Origin of the sequence: Acidovorax sp. NB1 (genome assembly GCF_005405905.1) — a bacterium.
Classification (GTDB): domain Bacteria; phylum Pseudomonadota; class Gammaproteobacteria; order Burkholderiales; family Burkholderiaceae_C; genus Acidovorax.
Window position 1 is genome coordinate 26493 of sequence record NZ_BJHU01000029.1, and the last position, 16993, is coordinate 43485.

Genomic DNA, 16993 nt, shown 5'->3' on the forward strand with positions numbered 1-16993 from the left:
TGCCGTCCTAGTGGCCCGTGAAGCGCGGGGTGCGTTTTTCGTTGAATGCGGCCAGGCCTTCGTGGAGATCGGCGCTGTGGGAATGCACTTCAGAGGCCAGAAGCTCCAATCGCAGGGCGGTGTCTAGAGGCTGTTGCAAACCATCGTCGACCAGCGTTTTCATGCGGCGCAGGCCAAGGGGGCTCTTCGTGGCAATTTTGTCGGCCACGGCTTGTGCAACGCTTTCGAGCTGGTCGTCGTCCACCACTTGGTTGACGAGGCCCGCTTCCACAAGATCTGCCGCGTCCACGAAGTCACCCGTGAAGAGAAGGTACTTGGCGCGTGTGGGGCCAATGACCCGCGGCAGGCGCACCGACCCCCCCCCTCCGGGGATCAGGCCGTAGTTGGCATGTGCGTCGCCAATTTTGGCGCTCCTTGCCGCCAGCACTAGATCACAGCACAGCACCAGTTCGAGCCCGCCCGCCAGAGTTATGCCGTTCAGGGCGGCGATCACGGGTTTTGGAAAGCGGTCAATCCGGTTCATGGTGGACAGTACGCTGTCCAGAAAGCCACTGGTGCCACTTTCGCCCGCTTGCGTCTTGACGTACTTGAGGTCGGCGCCCGCGCAGAAGGCCCGTCCAGTGCCCGTCAATACGACGGATATCACGTCTCCGCGGCTCTGTGCTTCGTTGAGTGCGTGGTCTATTCCCCGAAGCACCGCCGGGGTCAGCGAGTTCATTGCATCAGGTCGGTTCAGGCGAATCCACATGGTGCCTTTTCGTACGTCTGTAATCACAACCGGTGTCGACATCAGGGGTTCCTTGCTGGCTTGCGTGTTCATGGATCGATTCTGCTTTTGCCTCTGTTTTGAGGGACATGGGGTTTTCCATTACCCATAGGTTAAAAATTCTACCCTAAAGTAAAACAATTAAACAAATGGAGTTCTTCATGCGAAGTAAGAGCAGCCCGCTCATGTTCCCGCTATCGGGTATCAAGATCGTCGAGTTCGAGGGGATCGGCCCAGGGCCCTTAGCTGGGTTCATGTTGATGCAGATGGGCGCTGACGTTACTGTGGTCGGGCGGCCAGGTGCGAGCGCATTGCCTGATGAGCTCACTCCGAAGGACGGGGCGCTCTTGTCGCGCGGCAAACGACGCGTCACATTGAATCTCAAGAACGACGAGGACAAGGCGCGGGCGCTGGACATGGTCGCGCAAAGCGACGGGTTGATTGAGGGCAACCGCCCGGGTGTGATGGAGCGCCTGGGTTTGGGTCCCGATGTATGTGGTGAATACAACCCGCGGCTTGTGTATGGGCGCATGACGGGCTGGGGGCAGGATGGGCCGCTGGCTCAGGCCGCCGGGCACGACATGAACTATGTCGCTCTCACTGGGCTCATGTCGATCACCGAGCAACCGGGACACCCTCCCATGCTTCCACCCACAGTGGTTGGGGATGCTGCCGGCGCCCTCGGGTTTGCATTTGGCATGGTGTCGGCGTTGCTAGGCGCGCGGGATAAGGGCCAGGGCTGCGTGGTTGACGGCGCCATCATTGATGTGTTGGCAATGCTGTCGCCGCTCGTGCAACTGATTCGTCAAGGTGGCGGATTGGAAGGCAGCGAACCCAGTGTCTTCCATGACTCACCCTTCTACGACCGCTATCTGTGCAGCGATGGGCGATACATCACGGTCGGTGCAATCGAGCCACAGTTCTATGCATTGCTGTTGACGCAATTGCAGCTGACGGATGTCGACCCCGCACGGCAAATGGACAAGACTTTGTGGCCGTCTCTCAAGGCGCGGATTGCGCAGCGCTTTGCTTCCCAACCTAGTACGTACTGGAATGCACTGATGGAAGGCACTGACAGTTGCTTTGCGCCGGTGCTCACCATGGCCGAAGCCGCCGCTCATCCCCACAACGTGGCTCGTGGTTTGTACAGCGTGACTGAGCAGGGCGATATTGAGACTGCGCGGGGCATGCGATTCCTGCCGCTTTGCTGAGCCGCGAATGTGATACCAAGGGTAATCCCTGGCAAGCAGTTGAGAATTTTACTGTACAGTAAAAACATCTTACGCAAAGTAATTTATTTGACTTTCATGGATCAAGAAGATCCGCCACGGAGAAATGCGATGGAAGATATCTATGTGGTTGGTGTGGGGATGACGCCATTCGGACGGCATCTGGACAAAGACATCAAGGCGCTCACACGCGAGGCCACGGCGGCTGCTTTGGCGGACGCGGGATTGGAAAAAGAAGACTTGGAAGCGGCCTTTTTTGGGAACACTTCCCAGGGGCATATGGATGGCCAGCACATGATTCGTGGGCAAATTGCGCTGCGGGCCATGGGGATTGGGCGCATTCCGGTGGTGAACGTCGAAAACGCTTGTGCAAGCGGCTCGTCGGCGTTCGTTCTAGCCTGCAATCACCTCAAGTCGGGTGCTGGCGATGTCGCTTTGGCTGTTGGTGCAGAGAAGATGTTCTCATCCGACAAGCTCAAGATGTTCTCGGTGTTTGACAGTGCCTGGGATCTCTCGCGTGCAGAAGAGATTCGTGGGGAGTTGATGAAGATGGGGCGCGACGTGGCGGTGCCCGAGGGGAGTACCTCACCCAGGCCGTACAGCGTTTTCATGGACGTGTATGCGGCGTTTGCACGATCGCACATGCGCACTTTCGGGACGACGCAGCGCCAGTTAGCCGCCGTTTCATCCAAGAACCACGCGCACTCCATGCACAACCCGCTGTCGCAGTACCGGATGGCTTACAGCATCGAAGAGGTGCTCGCCGCGCCGCCGATCACCTACCCATTGACTCTGCCCATGTGCTCCCCGGTGTCTGATGGCGCAGCAGCAGCCATCATTTGCACACGCTCGGCGCTTATGCGCTTGAACATCGATGAAAAGCGTGCCATCAAGGTGTTGGCGGCAGTAGTGCAAAGCGGTTCCGACCGGAGCGAAGACGACTACACCAACCACTGCACAGCACTGGCTTCGCGCAGGGCATATGAACTGGCAGGTGTTGGCCCAGCAGATATCTCGGTGGCCGAGGTGCACGATGCCACGGCCATGGGTGAAATCATTCAGACAGAAAACCTCGGTTTCTGTGAGTTCGGCATGGGCGGTGTGATTGCCGAGCGGGGTGATACCCGGATTGGTGGCCGCATTCCCGTTAATCCGTCCGGCGGCCTGGAGTCTAAGGGGCACCCTGTTGGGGCCACCGGTATTGCCCAAGTCCATGAGTTGGTAACTCAGCTTCGCGGGGAAGCCGGACTGCGGCAGGTGACTGACGCAAGGATTGCGCTGGCAGAAAACGGTGGCGGTCTTGAGGGCATTGAAGAAGCTGTTGCCTGTATCACCATCTTGGCGCGCTGAGCGCTGCACTCAATAAGAGACAAGAGAAACAGTATGGATGTCAAAAATACCATTGCCTTCGTCACAGGAGCTGCTTCAGGCCTGGGGCTCGCCACTTGCAAGGCATTGCTTGCGGCCGGAGCGAGCGTCATGGCGGTTGATCTGGACGAAGAGCGCCTTGCGAGCGAGGTGCTGCCGATGGGCGAGCGCGTGCGAATCCAGAAGGTTGATGTTTCGGACGAGGCCAGTGTGAAGGCTGGCGTAGACGCGGCAGTGGCGGAATTTGGTGCGCTGCATGTGGCGGTAAATTGCGCGGGAATTCTGGGTCCCTGCAAGACGCTTTCAAAGGGCGAGTTATTCCCGATGGATCTTTGGAACCGGGTGATCGCCATCAACCTGACCGGGACATTCAACGTGGTGCGCTATGCGTCGTTGGCCATGTCGCAGAACGAGCCCAATGTCGACGGTGAACGGGGGGTCATCGTGAACACGTCATCTGGTGCTGCGTGGCAGGGTCAAGTGGGCCAGGCCGCATATAGCGCCAGCAAAGCGGCGGTCATTGGAATGACGCTTCCGGTGGCGCGGGATCTTGCGCAACACGGAATCCGAGTGGTGGCCGTGGCGCCTGGTCTGTTTGAGACCGCCATGTCTGCAGGCATGCCAACGAAGGTGTCGCAAAACATTATTGACAACGTCATCCTCTTTCCTCATCGCATGGGGCAGGCACAAGAGTTCGGTGGACTGGTTCGGCACGTTGTGGAAAACGCCTATTTGAATGCCACCACGATCAGCCTGGATGCGGGTGTCCGTTGTTAGTCGTGGTCCATTGATCGCTGCGAGCATTCCCGCAAATGGATGCGTAGACCCTGCAAAGGTCTTATGAAGGAAATTCGATGGACAAAGCCAAGAATTCAGAGTGGAGGTACCAATGAATGCAGCCATTCAAAGCCAGCGGGAAGGCGTGGTGCTGACAGCCCAGAATCTGCTGCTGCAGTTCGGTGGAGTTGTGGCGCTGAATGATGTTTCGATTGATGTGCGCAAGGACGAGCTGCTGGCAATCATCGGGCCGAACGGAGCGGGAAAGTCTTCTCTGATGAACTGCCTGAGCGGGTTCTACCGCCCCAAGAAAGGCGAGATATCCCTGGCCGGGCACAACGTGCGCGACATGGCGGTTCACGACGTGGCGGCACAGGGCCTAGCGCGCACCTTTCAAGGTACGCACATTTTTTCGGGCATGACCGTTATCGAGAACCTGATGGTGGGGCGCCACATGCACATGCGGGCCAATCTCGTGCAGTCATTTTTCCATTTCGGCCCGGCAAAACGGGAAGAAGTTTTGCATCGGGAGGTGGTGGAAGAAATCATTGAATTTCTTGAAATTGAATCCATCCGGCATGCGCCGGTGGGCAGCCTCGGTTATGGGCTTCGCAAGCGCGTGGACTTGGGGCGCGCACTGGCCCAAGACCCGAAGATTCTGTTGATGGATGAGCCTATGGCCGGTATGAATACTGAAGAGAAAGAAGACTTGGCACGTTTCATTCTGGATGTGCGCGAGGCAAAGCGCATTCCTATTGTTTTGGTGGAGCACGACATGGGTGTGGTGATGGACCTGGCTGACCGCATCGCTGTGCTGGACTTTGGACGCAAGATCGCCGATGGAACGCCCAAGGAGATCCAGGCTAATCCCGCAGTGCTTAAAGCCTATCTTGGGGAGGGCGTCCAATGAAACTCGAAATCGCGACCCTTCCCCAGTTGCTGCGCAAGCATGCGCATGCTAACCCCAACCGTCTTTCCCAGCGCCATAAGCAGCGCGGCATTTGGCGGGAGTACAGCTTTGCGGATGTGCAGCGCAACGTTCGAGAGATTGCGCTGGGCATGCACCAAGCAGGCGTCAAAGCGGGTGAGACCATTGCCATCATTGGTGAGAATGAGCCGCAGCATTACTGGGCCGAGTATGCCGCGCATGCACTGGGATGCAAAGTTGTATCCATGTACCCGGACCTCACTTCGGAGGAGGTGGCCTATCTTTTGGACGACAGCGAAGCAGTCATCTTGTTCGCGCAGGACCAAGAGCAGGTTGACAAGGGCCTGGATGTCCGGAACAAGACGTTGAAGATGCGCCACATTGTGTATTGGGATGAAACGGGTATGTGGTCGTATAACGACCCCATCCTGCAAACCTTCGATGGCATGCAGCGGCAAGGGCGTGAAATCCATCAACGTAACGGAAAGATGTACGACGCGCTAGTGGATGCGGGAGCCCCCGATGACATAGCGGTTCTTTCTTACACTTCCGGCACGACGGGGCAGCCCAAGGGCGTGATCCTCACGCATCGCTTTTTGATCGACAACGCCCAGCGCTTGATCGATTCCATGGATGTGAAGCCGGGTATGGAATACCTGAGTTACATCGCGCCATCCTGGGCCACTGAACAAATATATGGCATCACCATGGGATTGGGATTGCCCATGGTAGTGAACTTCCCCGAGGGCCCGGAGCAGGTGTTGTCCAACATTCGGGAATTGGCGGTGGAAGGTATGACATTTGCTCCGCGCCAGTGGGAAAGCATGGCGTCCTCTGTGCAGGCGCACATGCTCGACGCAGGACCCATTCGACGAGGTGTCTACGAGTGGGGCATGAAGATCGGTCACACCGTTAATGTGGGGCGCTTGGATGGAAAACCCGTTGGCCTGCTGGACCGGTTGCTGTTTCCTATCGCCAATGCACTGGTTCTGCGCCCGTTGCGAGATCTGCTCGGCCTGACCCGGCTGCGCTGTGCCAGCTGCGGTGGTGCCACCATGGCACCGGATGTGTTTCGCATGTTCCATGCCATGGGTATACCTCTGCGCAACATCTATGGCTCCACCGAAACCGGGTTGCTGACATGCCACCAGGGTGACCGATTTGATCTGGAGACCGTAGGGCACTGGATGAAGGCGCATCCAGAGGCGGGCCCACCATTGGAATGGCGCTTGAGTGCGGACGGAGAGCTGCAGATTCGTGGCGGAAGCCCGTTTCTGGGCTACTACCGCAGAGAGGGTTCCGTAGAGTCGAAGGTGAAAGATGGCTGGTTCTACACGGGCGATGCCGTAACGAAAACTGAGCTAGGCGAGCTCGTGTTCCTGGAGCGGTTGTCGGACCTCAAGCGTTTGCGCAGCGGAGAAACCTTCCCGCCGCAGTTCGTCGAGACCCGCCTTCGGTTCAGTCCCTTCATCAAGGACATCATGACGGTGGGAGACGAGACGAGGGACTTCGTGGCCGCTCTCATCAATATCGACATGGCTGTTCTGTCGCGGTGGGCAGAAGACAAGCGGATCGGATTTTCAACCTTTACCGATTTGTCACAGCGGCCAGAGGTCGCAGAGTTGATCAGTCAGGAAATTACCCGTGTGAATCAGTTTTTGCCGGCGCATGCGCGGGTCAAGCGATTCGCCAATTTTCCAAAAGAGCTTGATCCGGACGAGGGCGAACTAACACGTTCGAGAAAGCTGCGGCGCGAATTCCTGGAGGTGCGATACGCCACGCTGATCAACGGTTTATATGACGGCTTGCACGCCGTGCGTATCGATATTCCTGTGACCTACCAGGACGGTCGGCGCGGCAATTTCGAGGCTCTGGTGTCCATCCATGACACGGACGCCGCAGGGTCAGACCACCTGGGCGCAGCCCGAAGCAGAGGACGGAAATGATCGATTTTATTAACTACCTGATAAACGGTGCGCTGTCAGGGCTTCTGTATGCGTTGATCGCCATGGGTTTCGTCGTGATCTATCGCGCGTCAAAGGTGTTCAACTTTGCACAAGGTGAGTTGGTGGTCTTTGGCGGCTACATGGTGTGGTGGACGATTATTCAGATGGGTCTACCGCTGTGGGTCGGATTGCCCGTGGCATTCGTTAGTGCTGCAATTTTTGGTTTCATGATTGAGCGGATATTTTTTGCCCGTCTGGTTGGGGAATCCGTCTTCTCGATGGTCATGGTGACGATCGGTCTCTTGATTCTGATCCGAGGCGTTGTGTTGGTGCTTTTTGGTCCACAGGTGCGTGCTTTTCCGATCATCTTTCCTCTGGATCCGATCATCGTTGGCGATCTCATCGTCTCCCGTTCGATGCTCTACGGTGGAATTATGACCATCTTCATCGGCGTTGGCCTCTCCTGGTTTTTCAACCGGACAAGGGCTGGCTTGACCATGACGGCCGTGGCGGAAGACCACCAGGTGGCCATGTCCATGGGCATCTCGGTGCAGCGTTCCATTGCCTTTGCGTGGGTGCTGGGATCCGTGCTTTCCACACTGGGGGCGATAGTGCATTTGAGTGGCCGCTCCATCAACATGATGAGCTCCGACATCGGCCTGGCTGCCTTGCCGGTGGCCTTGCTGGCTGGGTTGGAGTCCCTCGCAGGTTTGCTGATCGCCGGTGTTTTGGTGGGTGTGATTCAGGGTTTGGCTTCGGCCTATCTCGATCCCCTGGTGGGGGGAGCGCTGGGCTCCGTCTTTCCTTTCATCATCATGCTGGTGGTGTTGTTAATTCGTCCCACCGGCATGTTCGGGTGGAAAACCATTGAGAGGGTATGAGCATGGATCCCGCAGGTGTATTCGCGACTTCTTTCGCCAAAGACCAAGCACTAATTCGCACGCGCAGCCAGGCGGTGGCATTGGGCCTGTTTGTTATAGCGTTGTTTGCGCTGCCCCTGATCAGCGAGGTCCGCTGGGTGGCGATCATGACCTCTATGCTGATTACTGCAGTGGTGGTCATGGGGCTGCAGATCAATACTGGTCTAGCGGGTCAGATCAATTTGGGTCAAGCTGCGTTCATGGGGGTTGGTGCGTATGCAACAGCGCTCCTAGCGACGAAAGGCCACCTGCCTTTCTGGCTGGCTTTGCCCATCGGCGGGCTGTGCGCGGCGCTTTTTGGGCTGGTGTTTGGATTAACCGCAATGCGCATAAAGGGTTTTTACCTTGCCTTGACCACGATTGCTGCGCAGATTTTGTTCCACTTCTTTGTGCTCAACCTGCCTGCCAAGTGGCTGGGGGGATCTAACGGCATCACTCTGGAACCAGCACAGCTCCTTGGTTTCGTTTTCAACACCGATACCCGCATTTACTACCTGTGTCTGGTAGTGGCCTTCATCATGATTGCGGGCGCCTACGGCGTCGCACGCAGCCGCCATGGTCGAATTTTTGCGGCAGTGCGCGATGACGACGTGGCCTCAGGAATGATGGGCATCAATGTCGTGCGCACCAAGGTACTTGCCTTCTTGCTGGGTGCGTTTTACGCGGGCATCGGTGGAGGGCTCTGGGCTTACTACGTCAGGTTCGTGGCGATTGACCAGTTCACCCTGATCCACTCGATATGGTTCATCGCGATGATCATTGTGGGTGGCATGGGGTCGGTGACGGGCGCGCTGATCGGCGTGTTTGTTATCCGTACTGCCCAGGAGACGATCACCATCGTGGGCCCTTCACTGGTCGAGAACTTTTCCTTCCTGAGCGGAGATGTTGTTTTCGCAGTGATGAATATTTTCCTGGGTGGAGTCATCGCGGCCTTTCTGATCTTTGAGCCACGCGGTCTGATGCACCGGTGGAACATCGTCAAGCGGTCTTATCGCATGTGGCCTTACCCATATTGACCGCAATCCTGTTTTCTGCAGCCACCTTAGGCGCTGGGAAGGGCTGCTCCAATGCAAAGCGCTACTACAAAAGGAGACTTTTTTTATGAAAACGAATCGAGCAAAGTTGTCGGCAATGGTCAAACTGGGGCAACGCGGCGCTTTACTGGCGTCAGCCTTGTGCCTTGGCGGCATGGCACAAGCTCAGACTACTTACAACGTGGCTGGCCTGGCTGACTTCACCGGACCTTTCGCAGACATCATGAAAGATATGACGGGATGCCGCCGTGCGGTGCTCGACTGGTGGAGCGAAGAGGTCGGTAAAGCGCAGGGCGTCGCATTGCGAATCAAGGATTTCGACACCCGCTATGACGTCGCCCAAGTGGCCAGCCTCTGGCCAGGCATCAAGTCCGAGCTCAACCCGGTGGCTGTTCTGGGTGTGGGCGGTGCAGATACCAATGCGCTGCAGCAGCGCTTGCCTAGTGACAAGGTGCCTCTTGTCCAGTCGACAGCAGGATATGGATTTGCTTGGAAGGGTGATAACTGGGTGTTCAATGCCCGTGCCACTTACCCGCACGAAGCGGCTGCGTTTTATGTGTGGATGCAGAAGAAGTCGGGTTCGTCTGCTCCTCTCAAGGTGGGGGTGATTTCATCGGAAGTATCGCCGGCCTACGTGGACATCCACAAAGGTGTCGAGAAGTTCGCTAAGGACAATCCGAAGATCATTGAAGTCGTTGAAACGATTTATACCGAAGCACAGCCGACCGACCTTACCCAGCAGGTCAGCCGCCTGGTCCGCAAGGGGGCCACGGTACTGCAGGTGTTCAACAATACAGCATCGGTAGTGGCGACACGGCGCGCCCTGCAAAGCCTTGGAAAAACCAATATTCCGATAGTGGTTAGCGCTCATAACGGGTTGCTTTCGTCGGGGAAAGCGCTGGGTGACCTGAGCCAAATGGATGGAAACTATGAGGTCTATGGCATGGCCATGGCCGCCGAAGGCGCAACACCGGCACGGGACTTCTTCGAGAAACTGCGCAGCCAATACAAGTTGCAAGCCGCCTATAACTCTGCCTGCATTATGGGCATGAGCCAAGCGATGTTGACGGTTCGTGCCGTTGAAAATGTTGTCAAGGTCAAAGGTGCTGGCGGTGTGACGGGCGAAGAGGTTCGCGCTGCACTGCTGTCCACCCCCATGCCTACCGAGCGCAGTTTTGGCTTGTTGCCCAATATCAAGTTCAACAATGATGCGCCGTTCCCGACCTCGGGCACAGCCGTCAACATCGGCACCGTCGAAAAGGGAAAGTACAAACTTCTCGAGCAGAACGTTCCGGTTCCTGTGTTGAACAAGTGGTAATTGCAAATCGGCCTGGGTCTCGGGCCACCGAGACCCAGGCCACATCATCTGGAGCTACCCGTGCTTGAACTGAACAACGTTGAAGTCCTCTACAGCGACGTCATTCTTGCTGTCAAAGGCATTACCGCCAAAGTCCCCGCTGGACAGTGCGTGACCTTGCTGGGCGCCAATGGCGCTGGCAAGAGCACCACGCTCAAGGCCATCTCCAACCTGGTCAGGACAGAGGATGGTCGTGTGACGGCGGGGAGTATTCAATTTGATGGTGCGGACATCACCGGTGCCAACCCCGTCGATGTCGTTCGCAAGGGGTTGGTACATGTCATGGAAGGGCGCAAGGTTCTCCGCCACATGACAGTGGAGCAGAACCTGGTGGTGGGCGGTCATATGGGCAGCGCTGGCGATGCCAAGGAAATGCTTGATGAGGTGTATAGCCGCATCAAGCGTCTGAAAGCCTTGCGTACTCGCACAGCAGGTTACCTGTCGGGCGGCGAGCAGCAATTGCTGGTAATTGGACGGGCCCTGATGGCCAAGCCTAAGTTGGTGATGATCGACGAGCCTTCGCTCGGCTTGGCTCCGCTGATGGTCGATGAGGTCTATGGTTTGCTGAGTGACCTCAAGACCAGCGGTCTGACTCTGCTGATCGTGGAGCAAAACACCCGCGTCGCTCTGGATTTAGCCGACTACGGCTATGTGATGGAGAGCGGACGGATCGTGTTAGAGGGCCCCTCCAACAGCTTAAAGACCAACGAGGACGTTCGAGAGTTCTACCTCGGCCTGACGGTCGATGGGGAGCGCAAGAGTTTCCGCGACATGAAACATTACCGCCGCCGCAAGCGCTGGCTGGGTTGACCGCATTGGGTCAGTCGTTTTCCAAGTTTTCAAGGATGGGTTTATGAGCATCGTTTCCAATGCATTGCTGAGCGAACAAGAAGTCATTATTCGGGAGTCTGCCCGGCGTGTCGCGACTGAAGTGGTGGGTAGCACGGCCGCCGAACGTGATCGCACGGGGGCTTGGCCACACGACGAAATCAAGGCAGTTGCCGACGTAGGCTTCATGGGCATGCTCGCCCCGCCAGCATACGGCGGTTCCGGGCTTTCATTCGTGGAGTATTGCCTGGCTATTGAAGAATTCGCAGCGGCCGATGGTGGCTTCGCCACCATGATGCACGTCCACAACTCAGCTGCGCACGTGTTACGTAGTTTTGGAACCGAACAACAGATGGCCCGCCATCTGCCGGATCTGGCCAGTGGCAAGCGCATTGGTGCCTTTTTATTGTCAGAGCCCCATGCAGGCTCGGATACCGCAGCCATCCGGACCACGGCTAAGCGGGACGGCGACGTTTATGTGATCAATGGCAGCAAACAATGGATTTCCAATGGCAGTGAAGCGGGCTTTGCGCTCGTCGTGGCAGCAACTGCGGAACCAGGTGCCCGTCACCGCTTCAGCCTGTTCATCGCGGACCCCGAAGATCCAGGCTACCAATGCTTGCGTATCGAAAGGAAGCTGGGCCAGCACACGGCCCACACGGCTCAGATTCAGCTGGACAACATGCGTGTTCCAGTTCAGAACATGATCGGTGAGGAAGGGCGCGGGTATGGCAAAGCACTATCGCTGTTGTCCGATGGGCGCATCGCAATCGCCGCCCTGGCCATCGGCATTGCCCGTGCAGCGCTGGAGGCAGCCATCCGCTACGCCAAAGAGCGCGAGGCCTATGGCAAGCCACTCACCGAACTGCAGGCCATTAGCTTTGATTTGGCGGAAATGGCCATGCAGGTTGAGGTGGCGCACCAGTACATGCTGTATGCAGCTCGTCTTACGGATGCGGGCCTGCCAACCAGTAAGGAGGCCTCCGTTGCTAAACTCTATGCCAGCGAAATGGCTGAAAAGGTTTGCTCTGCGGCGCTGCAAGTGCATGGTGGCTACGGGTATGTCAACGACTTCCCGGTCGAGCGCTATTATCGCGATGTGCGCGTTACAAAGATCTACGAAGGCACTAGTCACATTCAAAAGTTGATCATTGCGCGCAGTATCTTGGCTGGCTGATGAGCACGGCCTTTCTCCGCAGGCCTATCGGCGAAAGCAGTTCGATACACTTTGCCTCAGTTAGCGATACGAATGCCCTCAAGGAAAACAACACCAATGAGTACGCCAATTGAGGCAAAGCCCAAGTCACTGACACGCAATGCTGCCAAAAGATCGGGCAAGGGCGCAAAATGGAACAATGCGGTCAGCGGCGCGGATGAGCAGTACCAGCTCAAAAAGCAAGCTGTCATTGCGGAAGCTTCGCGCGCATTTGGCCGCCATGGGTACAAGAATGTGTCCTTGGACGAGATTGCAAAAACGCTCAACGTCACCAAGCCTGCCCTCTACTACTACTTCAAGAACAAGCAGGAACTTGTCTACGAATGCCACGAGCTCGCCATGCATTTGGGAGATCGCGTCTTGCAAGACGCGATCGCTTCGGAAAATACTGGTTTCGGTCGGATCTCGGTCTTCATTAAGAACTACATCTCGTTGCTAACGGATGAAATGGGCGCACCGGCGATCCTCCAGGATTTCTCCGGTATGACTGTGGCGGATCAGAAAAAAATCACTTTGCGTCGGCGAAAGTTTGATCAAGAGCTGCGCAAAGTGCTCGAGGGGGGTGTTCAGGATGGTTCCATTGCCCCGTGCAACGTGAAATTGGCGGTGTTCTGGTTCATGGGCGCTGTTAGCTCGATTACCCAATGGATGCATATCGATGGCAGCCTTGGAAGCGACGAAGTGGCCGATATTTTTATCGGTTTTCTTGCGCATGGTATTCGTCCCAGTCAAGCGTGAATCTGGCGCAACAGGCTTGGGCTTCCGGTTGTGTTCTTCGCAGTGAGGCAATTCTGGCGGACATCGTCGTGCATGGCGGAAACCGGTGCTGGAATCAGGTCTTCAGGCTTGATCAGGATGGCAAGGTGGTCGAGTTCTTCGAGGCAGCCAATGCGAGTCTTTCTGCTTCGACGATGGGATGCTGAGAAGCTGGTCGGCCCACACGGGAATCCAAGGCGGCTTTCAAGGCGTGTGCGATGGCCCAATGAATTAGTGGGCAGTGACGCATTCAATGAATGGAGAGCACCACAATTGCGCTCAGGAATAGGCCCCGGATTGCGCGCGCAGGAGGTGGCTACGCACCAAATCCAGCCCGCCGGGTCCGCTGAGAACATCCAGTGGACGACGATGACCAAATGTCGGTGCCAATTCCAACAGCCATTGGTCAAGCCAAGCCCGCGCGTCAAAACCTACTGGTGTTCCTGATTCATCAACCATACGCTGAACAAGTGCGGAGAGGGTAGCGATATCGTCTTCGAGGGCCATGGCCCATTCTGATCTGCACGCCAGATGAATGCAATGCACACGTCCGGGCAAGGTATCTTGAATTGAAGGGAGTTCCCCGCCCTACCACCGCCTGCATGACGAACATGGAGGCGATGAACTGCAGTGGGCGATTCAGCGAATTGCTCGCTTGCTTTGGGCGGACATATGAAAACTGCCTTGGTCTTCGGCTGGGGTGCAAGAGTGTGGGGGGTATTTTGGACGTGCGAGCACCGCGCGTGCTGCTGCAACTATCGCGGCTGAGTGTTGGCGCCGATTCAAAATTGAGCCACCGTGCCGATTGAATTTTGAGCCAGGGCTAATGGCCAACCTGTGAAGGTCGGCTGTGGATAAGTGTAGTGCCTTGGGTCGGTTTTGGTCTCCTTGGTGATCGAGCTCGGTGGTCGTCCGTTGAGGGTAAGCCGCGCAGGGCGAAGCCCGTAGCGGCTTGCCCTTGAGCCGCTCAGAACGGCTCAGCCTTCTTGGCCTGTTCGCGTGCCTTGATGCGTTTCTTGGCCACGGCTGTGCTGTGCATGAACCTGTGGGACTCGTTGCCCGTCTCGACGATGTGGCAGTGGTGCGTGAGTCGATCCAGCAGTGCCGTGGTCATCTTGGCATCGCCGAACACGCTGGACCATTCCTTGAAGTCCAGGTTGGTGGTGATCATCACGCTGGTCTGCTCGTAGAGCTTGCTCAGCAGGTGGAACAGCAAGGCGCCGCCTGCCTGGCTGAAGGGCAGGTAGCCCAGCTCATCAAGGATGACCAGGTCCATGCGCTGCAAGCTCGCTGCGATGCGGCCTGCCTTGCCTTGGGCCTTCTCCTGCTCCAGTGCGTTGACCAGGTCCACCGTGGAGTAAAACCGCACGCGTGAGCCATGGCGCGTGATGCCCGCCACGCCGATGGCCGTGGCCAGATGCGTCTTGCCCGTGCCGGGGCCACCCACCAGCACCACGTTGTGCGCCTGCTCGGTGAACGCCATGCTGGCCAACTGCTCGATGAGCTTTTTGTCCACGGGCGAGCATTCGAAGTCGAAGCCCGCCAGGTCGCGGTGCACGGGGAACTTCGCCGTGTGCATCTGGTAGCTCACTGAGCGCATGGCTCTGTCCGTGACTTCCGCTTGCAGCAGGTGCTCCAGCAGCCAGCGCGAGCTCTCCAGCGTGGCGTGGCCGCCTTGCTTGACCAGGTCCTCCCAGGCCCCGGCCATGCCGTACAGGCGCAGCTCTTTGAACTCCTTGTCCAGCTCACGCATGATCGGCCTCCTGCATGTCGCTGCCAGCGCGCAGGCTGTCATAGCGCGCCGTGTCGGCCAGGGGTGTCTGGCTCACTTGCAGGTTGGTCGCAACCGTCTCGGGCAGGGGCTGCGCTTGCAGGCGGCCGAGCACGTTGATGACGTGCTCGGTGCTCACCCGCCCCGATGGCGGCGCACTCTCCAGGGCCAACTCCACCGCCACCAGCACGGCGTCCAGCCCTTGCTTGGGCACCTCGGCCAGTACCTGCGCCATCACCCTGTCGCCCCCCTCCTGGTGCAGCAAGCCTTTGCGCATGCGCTGCAATGGCTCGGGCAGGTCTGCAAAGGGCGCGCCGTTGCGCAGCGCGCCCGGCTTGCGCTCGATCAGCGGCACGTAATGCTGCCAGTCGTAGCGGGTCTGGTTGCGATCGCTCAGGCGCTCGTGCGTGGCCACCATAGCATCGCCGGCCACCACCACGATCTGCGCCGGGTACAGGTGTGTGCTGACCATTTGCCCCGCCCATTCGCAGGGCACCGAGTAGCGGTTGCGCGCCACCGTCACCAGGCAGGTGCTGCTCACCTTGGCCGGGTTCTCAACATAGCCATCAAAGGCCACCGGCATCGGCATCAGGTGGCTTTGCTCCAGCTCCAGCATCTCGGCGATGCTGAACGCTTTGTGCTGCGGGTGGCGCAGCTCTCGCCACAGAGCCCGGCAGCGCTCGCCCAGCCACGCATTGAGCTCGGTAAAGCTGCCAAAGCGCCGTTGCCCCGCCTCCACCCAGATGCGACGGCGGCTGTCTTGCACATCCTTCTCCACGCGCCCCTTCTCCCAGCCGCTGGCACGGTTGCAAAAATCAGGGTCGAACAGATAGTGCGCGCACATGGCTGCAAAGCGCGCATTGACCACGCGGCCTTTGCCCTTCTTGACTTTGTCGACCGCCGTCTTCATGTTGTCGTAGATGCCACGGCGTGCCACGCCACCCAGCGCTGCAAAGCTGCGGGTGTGCGCATCGAACAGCATCTCGTGGCCTTGGCTGGGGTAGGCCACCAGCCAGAAGGCCCCACTGGCACACAGCTTCATGTGCGAGACCTGCATGCGGTAGTACACCCCGCCCACCAGCAAGCCGTCTTCGCTCCAGTCGAACTGGAAGGCCTCGCCAAGCTCGAAAGTCAATGGCACGAAGGCCTTGCAGGCCGCCTGTTGGCCTTCACCTTGGCGCCACTTGCGGATGAAGTCCGTCACCCGCGTGTAGCCACCTTCGTAGCCCGCTGCCTTGATCTGCGTGAACAAGGCCTTGGCCGTGCGCCGCTCCTTCTTGGGCCGCTTGGCATCGGCCTTCAAGGCTTGCTTGAGCTCCGCCTCGTGCGCCGACAGCTTGGTCGCCTTCGCCGCCTCCCGGCGGTACTTGGGCTCGACCGGCTGCGCCTCGTCCAGCCACTTGGCCACCGTGTTGCGCGACAGGCCCGTGGCCCTCGATATCTCCCGCTTCGTCTTCTTGTCCCGGCGGTGCATCCGCCGTATCTTGCCAATCATGTCCATGGTGATCACCCTCTTCATTCCCTTGCTGCACAAAACAGCAGGGTAGGTAAAACACCTGGCTCAGTTTTAGGTCGGCATCACACCAAAAAGTGGCTCAGTTTTCGGTCGGCGTCAACAGATCGGGGTGTCAAAGAGGGCTTCTTCCATCGCCAGATCCGACAAGGTAAACCACTGCTGCATGCAGTGGATGCGCAGCATGGTCTCCAGGGCAAAGGGTGGGCGGCCGTTCTTGCCCTCGGGGTAGTACGGGGCAATGACATCGATCAATGCAGCCCAGGGAACCACCCGATCCATCTGGACCAGCAGTTCCTGTTTGCGGGTCTTCTTGGTGCTCAGATTCAGGTCAAGGCTGCTTTGCTTCATGGCCTGTGAGGATGCCATTGCATGCTGACATGTACCAAACACTGCGGGGGGTTTTGCAGGATTTCCCTAGATGCTTGTTTACGACTTTAATTGCGTGTTTACGACTTTAATTACCCAGAATACCGACGATGGGCCGCTATCTCCTGCGCAGATATCGGTGCTTCAGGCAGTGGCCAATGAGGATCTGCCGAAGGGGGCAGTTGTTCGCATAAGCAGTCTTTTTGCTGGAGGAT

Annotated in this window: 15 protein-coding genes and 1 pseudogene; 11 read left to right on the forward strand and 5 right to left on the reverse strand. The window is 57.8% G+C overall.

Translation table 11 applies throughout. The features are described from left to right. Positions 1–7 precede the first annotated feature (7 nt). Complete coding sequence (locus AvAM_RS14550) at positions 8–820, reverse strand: enoyl-CoA hydratase/isomerase family protein (protein WP_231940633.1); 813 nt, start codon at positions 818–820, stop codon at positions 8–10. A gap of 95 nt (positions 821–915) precedes the next feature. On the opposite strand from AvAM_RS14550, the gene AvAM_RS14555 reads away from it, so the two are divergent. The 11 genes from AvAM_RS14555 (at position 916) to AvAM_RS14605 (ending at position 13107) form a co-directional block, all read left to right on the forward strand. Continuing rightward, positions 916–1977, forward strand: coding sequence for a CaiB/BaiF CoA-transferase family protein (locus tag AvAM_RS14555; protein WP_231940634.1), 1062 nt, complete (start codon positions 916–918; stop codon positions 1975–1977). Between the two features lie 129 nt (positions 1978–2106). After that, positions 2107–3345, forward strand: a complete 1239-nt coding sequence (locus tag AvAM_RS14560) for a thiolase family protein (RefSeq protein ID WP_056642825.1) — start codon at positions 2107–2109, stop codon at positions 3343–3345. Between the two features lie 33 nt (positions 3346–3378). Beyond that, positions 3379–4140 (forward strand): SDR family NAD(P)-dependent oxidoreductase, encoded by a 762-nt coding sequence (locus tag AvAM_RS14565; protein WP_056642823.1) that lies wholly within the window; start codon positions 3379–3381, stop codon positions 4138–4140. 112 nt (positions 4141–4252) lie between these two features. Next, on the forward strand, positions 4253–5050 hold the full coding sequence (locus tag AvAM_RS14570; RefSeq protein WP_056642819.1) for an ABC transporter ATP-binding protein: 798 nt from the start codon (positions 4253–4255) through the stop codon (positions 5048–5050). After that, positions 5047–7014: a long-chain fatty acid--CoA ligase gene (locus tag AvAM_RS14575; RefSeq protein WP_056743885.1), complete on the forward strand. Its 1968-nt coding sequence runs from the start codon at positions 5047–5049 to the stop codon at positions 7012–7014. Before AvAM_RS14570 ends, AvAM_RS14575 begins: the two co-directional genes overlap by 4 nt. Beyond that, on the forward strand, positions 7011–7895 hold the full coding sequence (locus AvAM_RS14580; RefSeq protein ID WP_056743883.1) for a branched-chain amino acid ABC transporter permease: 885 nt from the start codon (positions 7011–7013) through the stop codon (positions 7893–7895). Before AvAM_RS14575 ends, AvAM_RS14580 begins: the two co-directional genes overlap by 4 nt. Beyond that, complete coding sequence (locus AvAM_RS14585) at positions 7892–8950, forward strand: branched-chain amino acid ABC transporter permease (RefSeq protein ID WP_231940635.1); 1059 nt, start codon at positions 7892–7894, stop codon at positions 8948–8950. Before AvAM_RS14580 ends, AvAM_RS14585 begins: the two co-directional genes overlap by 4 nt. Before the next feature lie 85 nt (positions 8951–9035). Next, a complete protein-coding gene (locus AvAM_RS14590; RefSeq protein WP_083235468.1) occupies positions 9036–10286 on the forward strand; it encodes an ABC transporter substrate-binding protein in 1251 nt (416 codons plus the stop codon). A gap of 60 nt (positions 10287–10346) precedes the next feature. After that, a complete protein-coding gene (locus AvAM_RS14595) occupies positions 10347–11135 on the forward strand; it encodes an ABC transporter ATP-binding protein (RefSeq protein ID WP_056743881.1) in 789 nt (262 codons plus the stop codon). A gap of 43 nt (positions 11136–11178) precedes the next feature. Beyond that, on the forward strand, positions 11179–12330 hold the full coding sequence (locus AvAM_RS14600; protein ID WP_056743879.1) for an acyl-CoA dehydrogenase family protein: 1152 nt from the start codon (positions 11179–11181) through the stop codon (positions 12328–12330). A gap of 96 nt (positions 12331–12426) precedes the next feature. Next, on the forward strand, positions 12427–13107 hold the full coding sequence (locus AvAM_RS14605; protein ID WP_056743877.1) for a TetR/AcrR family transcriptional regulator: 681 nt from the start codon (positions 12427–12429) through the stop codon (positions 13105–13107). 297 nt (positions 13108–13404) lie between these two features. Here the strand turns inward: AvAM_RS14605 and AvAM_RS14610 are convergent, their stop codons facing one another. The 4 genes and pseudogenes from AvAM_RS14610 to AvAM_RS14625 all read right to left on the reverse strand — a co-directional run. Next, positions 13405–13632 (reverse strand): antitoxin Xre/MbcA/ParS toxin-binding domain-containing protein, encoded by a 228-nt coding sequence (locus AvAM_RS14610; protein ID WP_082564895.1) that lies wholly within the window; start codon positions 13630–13632, stop codon positions 13405–13407. A gap of 460 nt (positions 13633–14092) precedes the next feature. Next, on the reverse strand, positions 14093–14878 hold the full coding sequence (gene istB, locus AvAM_RS14615) for an IS21-like element helper ATPase IstB (protein ID WP_024815605.1): 786 nt from the start codon (positions 14876–14878) through the stop codon (positions 14093–14095). Further along, positions 14871–16397 (reverse strand): IS21 family transposase, encoded by a 1527-nt coding sequence (gene istA, locus AvAM_RS14620; protein WP_056637686.1) that lies wholly within the window; start codon positions 16395–16397, stop codon positions 14871–14873. The genes istB and istA overlap by 8 nt, the downstream gene beginning before the upstream one ends. A gap of 117 nt (positions 16398–16514) precedes the next feature. Beyond that, positions 16515–16760: pseudogene (locus tag AvAM_RS14625) on the reverse strand (transposase); the annotation flags it as partial. Between the last annotated feature and the right edge of the window lie 233 nt (positions 16761–16993).

Bases quoted from the DNA above. Each gene is read 5' to 3' on its own strand.
- istB (WP_024815605.1), bottom strand. From the start codon at position 14,878: ATGCGTGAGCTGGACAAGGAGTTCAAAGAGCTGCGCCTGTACGGCATG.
- AvAM_RS14565 (WP_056642823.1), top strand. From the start codon at position 3,379: ATGGATGTCAAAAATACCATTGCCTTCGTCACAGGAGCTGCTTCAGGC.
- AvAM_RS14560 (WP_056642825.1), top strand. From the start codon at position 2,107: ATGGAAGATATCTATGTGGTTGGTGTGGGGATGACGCCATTCGGACGG.
- AvAM_RS14570 (WP_056642819.1), top strand. From the start codon at position 4,253: ATGAATGCAGCCATTCAAAGCCAGCGGGAAGGCGTGGTGCTGACAGCC.
- AvAM_RS14610 (WP_082564895.1), bottom strand. From the start codon at position 13,632: ATGGCCCTCGAAGACGATATCGCTACCCTCTCCGCACTTGTTCAGCGT.
- AvAM_RS14550 (WP_231940633.1), bottom strand. From the start codon at position 820: ATGAACACGCAAGCCAGCAAGGAACCCCTGATGTCGACACCGGTTGTG.
- AvAM_RS14605 (WP_056743877.1), top strand. From the start codon at position 12,427: ATGAGTACGCCAATTGAGGCAAAGCCCAAGTCACTGACACGCAATGCT.
- AvAM_RS14580 (WP_056743883.1), top strand. From the start codon at position 7,011: ATGATCGATTTTATTAACTACCTGATAAACGGTGCGCTGTCAGGGCTT.
- AvAM_RS14590 (WP_083235468.1), top strand. From the start codon at position 9,036: ATGAAAACGAATCGAGCAAAGTTGTCGGCAATGGTCAAACTGGGGCAA.
- istA (WP_056637686.1), bottom strand. From the start codon at position 16,397: ATGGACATGATTGGCAAGATACGGCGGATGCACCGCCGGGACAAGAAG.
- AvAM_RS14600 (WP_056743879.1), top strand. From the start codon at position 11,179: ATGAGCATCGTTTCCAATGCATTGCTGAGCGAACAAGAAGTCATTATT.
- AvAM_RS14575 (WP_056743885.1), top strand. From the start codon at position 5,047: ATGAAACTCGAAATCGCGACCCTTCCCCAGTTGCTGCGCAAGCATGCG.
- AvAM_RS14555 (WP_231940634.1), top strand. From the start codon at position 916: ATGGAGTTCTTCATGCGAAGTAAGAGCAGCCCGCTCATGTTCCCGCTA.
- AvAM_RS14585 (WP_231940635.1), top strand. From the start codon at position 7,892: ATGAGCATGGATCCCGCAGGTGTATTCGCGACTTCTTTCGCCAAAGAC.